The organism is Inquilinus ginsengisoli, assembly GCF_050434925.1.
In the GTDB taxonomy this organism is placed as follows: domain Bacteria; phylum Pseudomonadota; class Alphaproteobacteria; order DSM-16000; family Inquilinaceae; genus Inquilinus; species Inquilinus ginsengisoli_B.
Genome location: NZ_JBNDJK010000001.1, coordinates 3,672,461 through 3,684,394, shown reverse-complemented (window position 1 = coordinate 3,684,394; position 11,934 = coordinate 3,672,461). Strand labels below are relative to the sequence as shown.

Annotated in this window: 11 protein-coding genes; 4 read left to right on the top strand and 7 right to left on the bottom strand. The window is 67.6% G+C overall.

The window, feature by feature from the left end:
- Positions 1-25: 25 nt before the first annotated feature.
- From QFZ27_RS17565 to QFZ27_RS17555, 3 genes are read right to left on the bottom strand one after another with little or no spacing between them, the layout of a single operon-like run.
- Positions 26-877 carry a carbohydrate ABC transporter permease gene (locus QFZ27_RS17565; RefSeq protein ID WP_429227672.1) on the bottom strand — a complete coding sequence of 284 codons (852 nt, stop codon included), beginning with the start codon at positions 875-877 and terminating at the stop codon, positions 26-28.
- 1 nt (position 878) lies between these two features.
- The gene (locus QFZ27_RS17560; protein ID WP_429227671.1) at positions 879-1,811 is read right to left on the bottom strand and encodes a carbohydrate ABC transporter permease; all 933 of its coding nucleotides are present in this window, start codon (positions 1,809-1,811) and stop codon (positions 879-881) included.
- A 9-nt stretch (positions 1,812-1,820) separates the two neighbouring features.
- Positions 1,821-3,098, bottom strand: a complete 1,278-nt coding sequence (locus QFZ27_RS17555) for a sugar ABC transporter substrate-binding protein (protein ID WP_429227670.1) — start codon at positions 3,096-3,098, stop codon at positions 1,821-1,823.
- 208 nt (positions 3,099-3,306) lie between these two features.
- Between QFZ27_RS17555 and QFZ27_RS17550 the strand changes: the two genes are divergently transcribed.
- Positions 3,307-4,329: a substrate-binding domain-containing protein gene (locus QFZ27_RS17550; RefSeq protein WP_429227669.1), complete on the top strand. Its 1,023-nt coding sequence runs from the start codon at positions 3,307-3,309 to the stop codon at positions 4,327-4,329.
- Between the two features lie 57 nt (positions 4,330-4,386).
- On the opposite strand, the gene QFZ27_RS17545 is transcribed toward QFZ27_RS17550, so the two are convergent.
- Positions 4,387-5,421 carry an aldo/keto reductase gene (locus QFZ27_RS17545; RefSeq protein WP_429227668.1) on the bottom strand — a complete coding sequence of 345 codons (1,035 nt, stop codon included), beginning with the start codon at positions 5,419-5,421 and terminating at the stop codon, positions 4,387-4,389.
- A 105-nt stretch (positions 5,422-5,526) separates the two neighbouring features.
- Here QFZ27_RS17545 and QFZ27_RS17540 point away from each other — a divergent pair, with 105 nt between their 5' ends.
- The gene (locus tag QFZ27_RS17540) at positions 5,527-6,381 is read left to right on the top strand and encodes a LysR family transcriptional regulator (protein WP_429227667.1); all 855 of its coding nucleotides are present in this window, start codon (positions 5,527-5,529) and stop codon (positions 6,379-6,381) included.
- Here the strand turns inward: QFZ27_RS17540 and betI are convergent.
- The 3 genes from betI to iolG form a co-directional block, all read right to left on the bottom strand.
- Positions 6,378-7,022, bottom strand: coding sequence for a transcriptional regulator BetI (gene betI, locus QFZ27_RS17535; RefSeq protein WP_429227666.1), 645 nt, complete (start codon positions 7,020-7,022; stop codon positions 6,378-6,380). The genes QFZ27_RS17540 and betI overlap by 4 nt on opposite strands.
- 75 nt (positions 7,023-7,097) lie before the next feature.
- Positions 7,098-7,694, bottom strand: a complete 597-nt coding sequence (locus QFZ27_RS17530; protein ID WP_429227665.1) for a cold-shock protein — start codon at positions 7,692-7,694, stop codon at positions 7,098-7,100.
- A 374-nt stretch (positions 7,695-8,068) separates the two neighbouring features.
- Entirely contained in the window at positions 8,069-9,055 is a 987-nt protein-coding gene (gene iolG / locus QFZ27_RS17525) for an inositol 2-dehydrogenase (RefSeq protein ID WP_429227664.1), read from the bottom strand.
- Between the two features lie 136 nt (positions 9,056-9,191).
- On the opposite strand from iolG, the gene QFZ27_RS17520 reads away from it, so the two are divergent.
- On the top strand, positions 9,192-10,022 hold the full coding sequence (locus tag QFZ27_RS17520; protein WP_429227663.1) for a 5-deoxy-glucuronate isomerase: 831 nt from the start codon (positions 9,192-9,194) through the stop codon (positions 10,020-10,022).
- The gene (locus tag QFZ27_RS17515) at positions 10,015-11,934 is read left to right on the top strand and encodes a bifunctional 5-dehydro-2-deoxygluconokinase/5-dehydro-2-deoxyphosphogluconate aldolase (RefSeq protein WP_429227662.1); all 1,920 of its coding nucleotides are present in this window, start codon (positions 10,015-10,017) and stop codon (positions 11,932-11,934) included. Before QFZ27_RS17520 ends, QFZ27_RS17515 begins: the two co-directional genes overlap by 8 nt.

Here is an 11,934-nt window from a genome sequence, read left to right as displayed (position 1 = left end):
CCTTGGCCTGCAGAGTGCTCATCATTTAGCCTTTGACTCCCGCAAGCATCACGCCGCGCACGATGTAGCGTTGGAAAAACAGGAAGATCACCAATGTCGGGATGGTCGCGAGAGCCGCCCCGGTCATGATCAGCTCCCACTGGATGGATTGCTCGACCGCGAAGCTCGAAAGACCGACCGGCAAGGTGTAGAGCGACTGATCGGTGGTCACGATCAGGGGCCAGAAGAACGCCGTCCAGTTGCCGAGGAAGGTGAAGATCGCCAGCGCCGAAAGCGCGGGCGTGACCAGCGGTAGCGCGACCTTCCACCAAATCGCGAACTCATTGAGGCCGTCGACCCGCGCCGCTTCGAGGAAGTCGTTCGGGACCGTCTCGAAGAACTGTTTCATCAGGAAGACGCCGAAAGCGGTGATCATGCCGGGGAACATGATGCCCCAGTAGGTGTCGATCCAGCCGAGTTTGCTCGCCATCAGATACCAGGGGATGACCAGCATCTCGGTCGGAATCATCAGCGTCGACAGGATCGCCAGGAAGACCACCCGCCGGCCGGGGAAGCTGAATTTGGCCAGCGTGTAGGCGACGAGACTGTCGAAGAACAGGCACGACAGGGTGACGATCGTCGCGATCAGAGTCGAGTTCAGGAACCAGCGGCCGAAGCGCCCATCGGACAGAACCTTGACGTAGTTGGCGAGCGTCGGCTGATCGGGGATCAGGCGCAGGTCATAGACTTGGCCGGCCGATTTCAACGAGGTCGAGAACATGAACAGGAGCGGCGTTATCATAACGACGCCGCCGAGGAACAGGACCGTCCAGGCCACGACGCGGCCGGGACGGACGGCGCCGTAGGCGGAAGCGGGCTTCTCGTTGTCGCTGCTCAAGTCAACGGCTCCTCAGGATCCAGAGTTGCGCCATTGAGATCGCGAACAGAATGGTGAACAGCACGACGGTCTGGGCCGCCGCATAGCCCATCTGATAAGACGAGAATGCCGTCTGATAGATCATCAGGACCAACGGCTTGGTCGAGTTGAGCGGGCCGCCGGGATCATTGCTGGTCATGTTGTAGACTTGATCGAAGATCCGCAGGAACCCGATCGACGAGAACACGACGAGGAAAACCGTGGTCGGCTTCAGCAGCGGTATGGTGATGCGAGCCAGGATCGCCCCCTCGCCCAGCCCGTCGATGCGTGCCGCCTCATAATAGCTCGTCGGGATTGCGCGCAGCCCGGCCATGAAGATGATGATCTGGAAACCGAGATGCGCCCAGATCGCGGTCAGCATGATCGCCGGCAGCGCCTGGTCGACCGAGCGGAGGAAGGGCTGCGCCGGCACGCCGGCGAAGCCGAGGATGCTGTTGATGACGCCGATCGGTGGGGGCTGGTAGAACCAGCGCCAAACCCAGGCCATCGCTGCGGCGGCCGTGAGGTACGGCAAGAAGTAGAGTGCGCGGATCAGACCGTGCAAAAACCTCACGCGGTCTAGATAATAGGCGATGGCGAAAGACAGCAGGATCGCGATCGGCGTACCGAAGATCAGATAGGCGAAGGTATTGCGGAAGACCTGCCAGAATACCGGATCGGCGAACAGCTTCCGGTAGTTGTCGAAACCGACGAACCGCGCTTCGTTCAGCAGGTCCCAGTCGGTCACCGACAGGTAGAAGGCTTCCAGCGTCGGATAGAAGCGGACGACGGCGAAGAAGGACACGGGCAGGGCGAGAAACACCCAGGCCCAGACGATCTGCTTCGCCGATATGGTCAGCCGCCCCCAGATGCCGCTGGAGCCGGTGCCCCGGGGCGATAGCGTCGTCGCGGTCATATGCCCCCCCTACTTCGCCTTGAACTTATCGAGGATAGCTTGCTCGCGGGCGGCTGCCGCGCTCAGCGCGTCGTCGATCGGCTGGTCCTGCAGCAGCACGCCGTTGATCATATCGATCGAGACCTGGCGCTGGGCCGCCTCGTCGACCATCGGCGGCGTCGCCGCGTAGTCGAGCGCACGGATGAAGGGGCCGTAGATCGGGTCCTTGATATTGGCTTCGGTCAGCGCCACCGCGCGGCGGGCCGGCAGCTCGCCCACCTTCTCCAGCCAGATCGCCATCGCCTTCTCGGACGAGAGGAACGCAAGGAACTTCTCGGCCGCCGCCAGCCTCTCGCCCTCAGCCGACGCGCCGATGGCGTTGGCGAAATAGCTGCCGAAATTGGCCCGCTTGCCGTCATGGGTGGGCAGTTCCGCGACGCCCCATTCGAAGCCCTGGATCGTCTTGTAGGAGGCGACGCGGAATGTGCCGTCGACCACCATGCCGGCGAGGCCGGCGCGGAACGCCGCTTGGCCCTCGTCCATGAAACCCACCTGACCGACGTGATGCGCCTTCTGCAGACCCGTGTAGAATTCGAGCGACTTTCTACCGGCCTCGGTGTTGTAGGCGACCTTGCTGCCGTCCGCCGAATAGGACTCGCCGCCATACTGACGGACGAGGATCTCGCGCCACCAATTGTGGTCCTGCCGCGCAATATCGAGCGCGATGCCGACCTGCTGGTAGTTTCCGGCCGCGTCGCGCTTGACGATCGCCTTGGCGGCCGCGACGAGCTCGTCCAGCGTCTGCGGAGGCTTGTTCGGGTCGAGCCCGGCCTCTTGGAACAGGTTCTTGTTGTAGAAAAGCGCCATGGCGCGCACCGCCGTCGGCAGGCCGTAATATTGGCCGTCGCGCTTCATCGCCGAGACGATGGGGAAGAAGTCCCGTTCGATCTCCTCATCCCTGAACGCCGCCTTCGATAACGGCTGGATCAGCCTGCCCGCGATGAACGTGTCGAGCCAGCCATAGAAAAGCTGCATCACCTCAGGCCCGCGCCCGGCCATCTTGGCCGCGATCAGCCGCGTCTGGTAATCGGCGTAGGGAAAGGTCATCTGCTTGACCGTGATGTCAGGATTCTCGGCCTCGAATTGCTTGATCAGCTCAGTCATCGCCTGGACACGAGTGTCGAAGACGTACTGCCAGTACTGAATCTCGACCGCGTGCGCCCGGCTGGAGACGAACGCGAAGACGCCAAAGGCCGCGGCCAAGAGCGACCGACGAATCGAGGATCGGGCGATTGCCGACAAGCTCATCAGGGTTCCTCCCGTGCCAGAATCGTTTGCTCGCGTTTAAGCAAGCGCTTGCGTAACGCGAGGTATCGTACGTGAGCATTGGCGTTTGTCAACTGGGGCCACATCAGCTAGACCTGGCTCTTCGCTGGCCGTTTTGGCCGTATCCACAGACCGATTCCGTGGACGGCTCCAGGTGCATGAGAGAAACAAGCGCTTGCATAGAACCACGATGGATCTGAAGACGCTCGCCCTTGAGCTCGGTCTTTCGCAATCCACCGTGAGCCGAGCCCTACGGGCCCATCCCAGCATTCCGGAGACGACGCGGCGACGGGTCGTTGCCGCCGCCGAAGCCGCCGGGTACCGGCCGAACGCGCGGGCACGCAGCCTCGCGATCGGCCGGGCCGAGGCGATCGGGCTCGTCTTCCCGCTCGAGCGGCTTCAGCTGCCCGAGACCAATTTCGTGGATGTGTTGGCGGGCATTTCGACCGCTGTCACGCGCCGCAACTACAATCTGCTGCTGGCGCCGTTCGAGGATGATGAGGCGGCTATCCTGCGCAAGCTGGCGTCATCAAAGGCCGTCGACGGCGTCATCATCACGCGCCCCCTCGTCGACGATCCGCGCATCGCCCTGCTGAACCAACTTCGCCTGCCCTTCGTCGTGCATGGCCGCAGCGAGGTGAAGGAGCCCTATTCCTTCGTCGACACAGACAACGATACGTCGTTCGAACGCTTGACCAGTCTGCTCCTCGATTACGGACATCGGCGCATCGTGGCCGTGAATGGCCTCGAGAAGTTCCGTTACGCCGCGGCACGCGCCGCGGCCTTCCTGCGCGCCTTCGCCGCTCGCGGGCTGACCCCGCTGCCGGATGCCATCGAGTTCGTCTCGATGACGGAAGCCACGGGCTACGAGACCGCAAGGCGCCGGCTCGACGGCCGAGAGCGGCCGACCGCCTTTGTCTGCGGGTCGGTCTTTCAAGCCCGCGGCGTCTATCGCGCCATAAGGGAGCATGGGCTGAAGATCGGGGCCGACGTTTCGGTGGTCTGCCATGATGACGGCGTCAGGGGATGCAGCGCCGCCGAGTTTGTACCGCCGCTGACGGCAACTGCGACCTCGATCCGCGGCGCGGGCGAACGGCTCGCCCTGATCCTGATCGAGTTGATCGAAAAGAACGTCTCGGAACCTGTCCGCGAGATCCTGCCCTTCGAACTCATCCTGCGCGATTCCGTAGCCTTGGCGCAGCCGCAACCCTAGGGTCCGCTGCTTTATGCGGTGGAGTCGATGCCTGGGAGGTCACGCGCCGCCCCGCCCTCACCGCTCGCGGGCGGCGCCCTCCGGCGGACGGTCGATCAGGCGCTCGATCTCCGCCATCGCCTCGGCCGGCAGCGGCCCCTTCTCCAGGGCGCCGACATTCTCCCGCACCTGCGCCACCGACCGGAAGCCGGGGATCGGCAGGGTGCGCGGCGACTTGGCCCAGAGCCAGGCGAGCGCGCCTTGGGCCGGGCTGCGGCCGCCGGCGGAGAGCAGATGCCGGATCCGCTCCAGTTTCTCGGCGAAGCCGGGCACCACGCGGCCGTCCTTGAAATAATCCATCCAGTCGAAGGTGTTGACCCGGACGTCGCCCGCCGGCAGCGCCTGGCCGGCCGCGAACTTCCCAGTCAGCAGCCCCATGGCCAGCGGCGACCGGTTGATCGAGATCAACCCGTGCCGCTCGGCCACGCCGGACACGCTCGGCGCGTCGAAGAACAGGTTCATGCCGTGCTGCACGGCGACGAAGCCGTCCCGCCCGGCATGGGCGGCTGCCCGCTCGGGATAATCGGTGCTCCAGCCATAGGCGCCGATGGTGCCGGCGGCCCGAAGCTCGTCGAGCACGTCGAACACCTCGCCGGCCCGGTCGATCGCCATCGTGTTCAGGTGCAGTTGCACCAGGTCCAGCCGGTCGCGCCGCAGCCGGCGCCGGGAGGCGTCCACCGCGCTACGGATCTCACGGCGCAGGTCGCCCTCCTCGATACTCCCGCCATACTGCTTGGTGGCGGAATCGAAGCGGTTGCCGAGCTTGGTCGCGATCACGACCTCGTCGCGGCCCTCGAGCGCCTGGCCCAGCACCTCCTCGGAATGGCCGGCGCCGTAGACGTCGGCTGTGTCGAAGAAGCGGATGCCGAGGTCGACGGCACAGCGGATGGCCGCGGTGGATTCCGCGTCGTCGACCGTGCCGTATCCCAGCGGCGTGTCGCCGGCAAAGAACGGGCCGCCGATCGCCCAGCAGCCAAGGCCGAGGCGCGGCACCTCGCGCCCATCCCACAGGCGGATCACCGGGATCTGGTGCGTCTCGGCTCGGTCGGTCATGGCGTTTGCCTTTTCATCGTCGAAAAGAATGTGGATCTACCGGAGAAAGGCTATCGGCTATGATCCGACCCTGGAACAGACAGCACTGAAACAAGCGTTGCAGGAATGAAAAGCTCCGTCGACTGGGAGGACATCCGCCTGTTCCTGGCCGTGGCCCGCGGCGAGGGGCTGAGCGCCGCGGCCCGCCAGGCGGGCTCCAGCCCGGCCACGCTGGGGCGGCGGATGACGGCGCTGGAGCGCAGCCTGGGCCAGCGTCTGTTCGTGCGGGAACGGCTGGGCTACCGGCTGACCGAGCCCGGGCGCCAGTTCCTGGCCCAGGCCGAGGAGATGGAGGCGGCGGCCACCGGCATCGAACGCTGGCGCGACGGCCTGTCGCCGCGCCGCACCGTGCGGATCTCGGCCGGCACCTGGACCTCCTGGTTCCTGGCCCGGCACATCGACGCGCTGTGGTCGCCCGGCGAACCCTGGACGATCGACTTCGTCGCCGCCAATGCCCGGCTCGACATCGCCCGCGGCCAGGCCGATATCGGCGTGCGCAACCGGCGGCCGGAAGAGTCATGGCTGGTCGGGCGGCGCACCGGCGACGTTGCCTTCGCGGTCTACGGCCGGCGCGGCGATGCGCTGGAGGAGCGCTGGATCGGCGTCACCGGCGACGGTGCCGTCACCCCCTCGGCCCGCTGGGTGGCGGAGCGGCATGCCGCCGCCACCGTGGTGCGGGGCAACGACCCGCGGCTGATCCTGGACCTGCTGCGCCGCGGCGTCGGCCGGGCGGTGCTGCCCTGCTTCGTCGGCGACGCTGACCCGGAGCTCGGTCGGCTGCAGGAGATCGAGGAGCTGCGCCACCAGCAATGGCTGGTGCTGCACCAAGACGAGCGCCGCCATCCGGCGGTGCGCGCCGTGATCGAACGCATCGTCCGGCTGATGCGGCAGAATCGGGCGCTGCTGCGGGGCGAGAGCTAAGTGTCCGCCGCCAGCCCCATGGCGTTGCCGGAGAGGAGGCCGTCGACCCAGCCATTGGCGATGCGCACGGCATCGTCCGGCGTGAACACCGAGGGGTCGAGGCAGAGCTCGAGCCACAGGCCGTCGAGCATGGCGGTGAAGGCCAGTGCCGCCAGCGCCGTGTCGACCGGGCGCGACCCGGCGGCCTCGGCGATCAGCCCCTCGAGCCGCCGACGATAGGCGGCGTAGACGTCGCGGTGGATCTGGCGGATCGCCTCATCGCGGCGCACCAGGGCCCAGAAGGACAGCCAGATCGACAGCAGGTCGGGGTCCAGCACCGGCGGGCGGAAGCTGGCGTCGATGAAGGCGCGCAGCCGAGCTTCGGGCGTGGCGTCCGCCGCGTTCAGCGCGATGACCAGGGTCTCGGCAACATGGCTGCCGATGGATCGGTAGGTTTCGGCGATCAGGGCGTCGATGCCGCCGAAATAGTGGCGCACCAAGCCGGGCGACACGCCGGCACGGGCGCACACGTCGCGCACCGATGTGGCTGCGTGGCCGCGTTCGGCCAGGCATCGGGCGGTCGCTTCGATCAGCGCCCGGCGTCGTACCGCCGGCAGTTCGCGCGTGAATTTCGCGCGGGGCCCTGTTTTATCGTCGGGCACGCGATCAGGTGGGGCGGAGCGAGGCTCGGCCACGAAAGGCAACGGCCCGGGGTCGCCCCCGGGCCGTGTCCGTCGTCACAGCAGCTGGACGGCTTCCGCCATCGGGCCTTTCTGGCCCATGCGGACCGTCAGGCGAACCCGCTGCTCGCTGTTCAGGCTCGGCAGGCCGGCCTTCTGCAGAGCGCGCGAGGCGACGTAGACGTCCTTGCCGCCGTCATCCGGCGTCACGAACCCGAAGCCCTTCTCGGCATTGAAGAACTTCACCGTGCCCTCGACCTCGGTCGCCGGCCCGCTGAAGCCCCCGCGATCGCCGCCGAAACCGCCGCGATCACCGCCGAAGCCGCCACCGCCACCGAAGCCGCCACCACCGCCGAAGCCGCCGCGATCACCGCGGTCGCCGAAGCGGTTGGGCCGGAAGCCGCCGGCGCCGGCGCCGGCACCGCCGCCACCGGCGGGCGGTGCGCCGAGCTCCTCGACACGATGGATCACCGCGACCTGCGGGCCCTTCTGACCTTCCGCGATGTCGCAGACGATCTTCGTGCCCTCATACATCTCGCGATGGCCGGACTGTTCCACGACCGAGGCGTGCAGGAACGCATCCGGCGAACCGTCCGTCACCTGGACGAAGCCGAAGCCCTTCGTCGCATTGAACCACTTGACCACTGCCGTCACGTCACGGCGATATTCGCCGCCTCCGACGCGCGGCGGATGACGTCGGTTCATCATTGAACTGAAACTCCAAGAGAAAGTGCTGCACCAGGACCAAGGGTGCGGCTTCCGCGAGCGGAAACCAGAATCTGTCCGCTCGCAACCGGATTTGCGCCGGTGCTGGACGGTCTGAACGTTTTTGTCGAGACGACCATTCGTTACCTAGAGACAACCAGCCCGCGCGTGACGACCACCCGCGGGCGAAGTAACGTCTCTTTACCCCTCAGCCGAGCCTACAGAAGACACCCGGCCGAACTATAACCTCAGGCCGAGCGCCTTGACCATAGGCGTTCGGCCGGGGTCGGAGAGAATCTTTCGCAGGACAATTCGAGGATGACTCAGCGCGCGAGCCGCACCGGGGCGCCGGTCTTCACCGATTCCCAGGCCACGTCGGCGAGCAGCAAGGCGCGCTTGCCGTCCTCGCCGCCGGCCCGCGGCGCCCGCCCCTCCAGCACCGCGTCGATGAAGTCGTCGAGCTCGCGCCGATAGGCCTCGGCGTAGCGCTCCAGGAAGAAATGCAGTGGCTTGTCCCGCACCACCCCGTCGGCGCCGGCATATTCCACCGTGGTCGCGGCCCGGTTCTCGGCCCGCAGCATGCCGAGCGAGCCGAAGGCCTCGACCCGCTGGTCGTAGCCGTAGACGGCGCGGCGGCTGTTCGAGATCTGGGCGATGGCGCCGCCCGCGGTCTTCAGCGTCACCACCGCGGTGTCGACGTCCCCTTCCGCACCGATCGCCGGGTCGACCAGGTTGCTGGCCGTCGCATAGATCTCCACCGGCTCCTCGCCCAGCAGCCAGCGGGCGATGTCGAAGTCATGGATCATCATGTCCCGGAACAGCCCGCCGGAGACGCGGATGTAGCTGGCCGGCGGTGGTCCGGGGTCGCGGCTGGTGATCGCCACCAGTTCGACCTTGCCGATGCGCCCCTCGGCGATGCCGGCATGGACCGCCTCGAAGCTGGGGTCGAAGCGCCGGTTGAAGCCGAGCGCCAGCGGCACCCCGGCCCGGGCGACGATGTCGAGGCAGCCTTCGACGCGGGCGCTGTCGAGATCGATCGGCTTCTCGCAGAAGATCGCCTTGCCGGCCTTGGCGGCCGCCTCGATCAGGTCGGCATGGGTGTCGGTCGAGCTGGCGATCACCACCGCGTCGGCGCCGTCCAGCGCCGCCAGGCCGTCGCCGACCGCGGCGCCATGCTGCTTCGCCAGCGCCTCGGCCGACTCGCGATGCACGTCGACCACGGCGACCAGCTGGGTCCGCGGGTTCCGGGCGATGTTGTCGGCATGGATCTTCCCGATCCGTCCGGCACCGAACTGGCAGATCTTGAGCATTGAGTCCTCTCCCTCACGACGCGCCGGATCATCGGCCCGGCCGCGGTCGACCGCGACAGAAAAATCAGAATTCTGAGGTTGCAGTCAAATGGAATATTTGTTCTATTTGACCGAAATCGCCCTGGGAGGACCAGCAATGACCCGCCATCTGACCGGCCACCGCGGCGGCTTCGGCCCGGGGCTGACGCAGATCACCCGCTTCGACGAGCCCGAGGACGACACCGGCATTGCGGTGTCCGTGCTGAAGCTGGCGCCGGGCGAGAGCCGCGAGATCGAAACCGCGAACGAGACCGCCTGGCTGCTGATGTCCGGCACCGCCGAGGTGACCGCGGACAACCAGTCCGTGCGCTTCACGCGAGCCTCGCTGTTCGATGAATCGGCCAGCGCCGTGCATGTCGCCGCCGGCGCCCGGGTGCGGCTCTCGGCCGAGGCCGAGACCGAGGCCGAGGCCGAGTTCACCGTCTACGAGACGAAGAACGCCAAGCCCTTCCCGTCCCGCCTGTTCCAGCCGGCGGACGTACCGAACGAGCACCGCGGCAAGGGCCAGGTCGACGACGCCTGCTACCGCTATGTCCGCACCATCTTCGACCTGCGCAACAGCGACCCGAATGCCGAGCTGGTGCTGGGCGAGGTGGTCACCTTCCCCGGCCGCTGGTCGAGCTATCCGCCGCACCACCACCCGCAGCCGGAGATCTACCACTACCGCTTCACCGATCCGCGCGGCTACGGCCATGCCGAGCTGGGCGAGACGGTGCTGAAGGTGCGGGGGAACGACACCATCAAGATCTTCGACGGCTTCGATCATGCGCAATGCGCGGCGCCCGGCTACGGCATGTACTACGCCTGGGTGATCCGGCACCTGCCCGGCAACCCTTACACCGTGCCCGAGTTCACCGAGGAGCATCGCTGGACCATGGACGCCCAGGCCGGGTTCTGGCGCCCGGAGGGGGTTTCGCGTCATGGCTGAGCCCACGCTCGACGTGATCTGCATCGGCCGGTCCTCGGTCGACCTCTATGGCGAGCAGGTCGGCGGCCGGCTGGAGGACATGGCGTCCTTCGCCAAATATGTTGGCGGCTGCCCGACCAACATCTCGGTCGGCGGCGCCCGGCTGGGCCTGCGCACCGCCCTGCTCACCAGGGTCGGCGACGAGCATATGGGCCGCTTCATCCGCGAGCAGCTGGCGGCCGAGGGCGTCGACACCAGCCATGTGATCACCGACAAGCAGCGCCTGACCGCGCTGGTGATCCTGGGCATCCGCGACCGCCACACCTTCCCGCTGATCTTCTACCGCGAGGACTGCGCCGACATGGCGCTGTCCGAGGACGACATCGACGAGGCCTTCATCGCCTCGGCCCGGGCCGTCGTCGTCACCGGCACCCATTTCTCCACCCCCTCGGTCGCGGCGATGAGCCGGAAGGCGATGAGGCTGGCCCATGCCCATGGCCGCAAGGTGGCGCTGGACATCGACTACCGCCCGGTGCTGTGGGCCCTGACCGGCCACGGGCTGGGCGAGGAGCGCTTCGTCGAGAGCTCGGCCGTCACCACCCATCTGCAGGCGATCCTGCCGGACTGCGATCTGATCGTCGGTACCGAGGAGGAGATCCACATCGCCGGCGGCGCCACCGACACGCTGGCGGCGCTGCGCCGGGTGCGCGAGCTCAGCACCGCGACCATCGTGGTCAAGCGCGGGCCGATGGGCTGCGTGGTGTTCCCGGGAGCGATCCCGGACGACATCGAGCAGGGGGTGAAGGGCCCCGGCTTCCCGGTGGAGGTCTACAACGTGCTGGGCGCCGGCGACGGCTTCATGGCCGGGTTCCTGCGCGGCTGGCTGCGCGACGAGCCGGTCGAGGCCGCCTGCCGCTACGCCAATGCCTGCGGCGCCTTCGCCGTATCGCGGCATGGCTGCGCGCCCTCCTATCCGAGCTGGACCGAGCTGTCGCAGTTCCTGGCCGAAGGCAGCGCCCATCACCGGCTGCGCGAGGACCCGGCGCTGAACCAGGTGCATTGGGCGACCACCCGGATCCGCGACTGGCCGGAGGTCCACGCCATGGCCTTCGACCACCGGTCGCAGCTGGAAGAGATGGTCGCGCGCCATGGCGTCGATCCGGAGCGGATCGGCGACTTCAAGCTGCTGGCCTGGCAGGCGGCGAAGCAGGCCCATGGCGACCGGCCCGGCTTCGGCGTGCTGATCGACGGCCGGCTGGGCAGCGAGGCGCTGTTCGCCGCCGCCGGCAGCGGCGCCTGGATCGGACGGCCGATCGAGCTGCCGGGGTCGCGCCCGCTGCGCTTCGAAGGCGGGCCGGATGTCGGCGTCACCCTGCGCGAATGGCCGCTGGAGCATGTGGTCAAGTGCCTGGTGCAGTACCACCCGGACGACCCGCCGCAGATCCAGGCCGAGCAGGACCGCCAGCTGCTGGCCCTGTTCGACGCCAGCCGCGCCACCCGGCACGAGCTGCTGATCGAGGTCATCCCGCCGAAATCGATGCCGGCCGACGACCGCACCGTGGCCCGGGCGCTGGATCATCTCTACGGCATCGGCATCCACCCGGACTGGTGGAAGCTGCCGCCGCCGCCGTCCGAGGCGGCGTGGCAGGCGATCCAGGAGGTGATCGCCCGGCGCGATCCGCATTGCCGCGGCGTGGTGCTGCTGGGCCTCGAGGCGCCGGAGGAGGAGCTGACGGCCGCCTTCGCCCTGGCGGCGCGCCAGCCCTGGTGCCGCGGTTTCGCGGTCGGCCGCACCATCTTCGGCCGGGCGGCCGAGGACTGGATCGCCGGACGCATCGACGACGACGAAGCGGTGAGACGGATGGCCGCCAGCTATGGCAGCCTGATCGCCGCCTGGGAGAATGCCCGCGCCGCGGCGCAAGCCGCGGCCTGA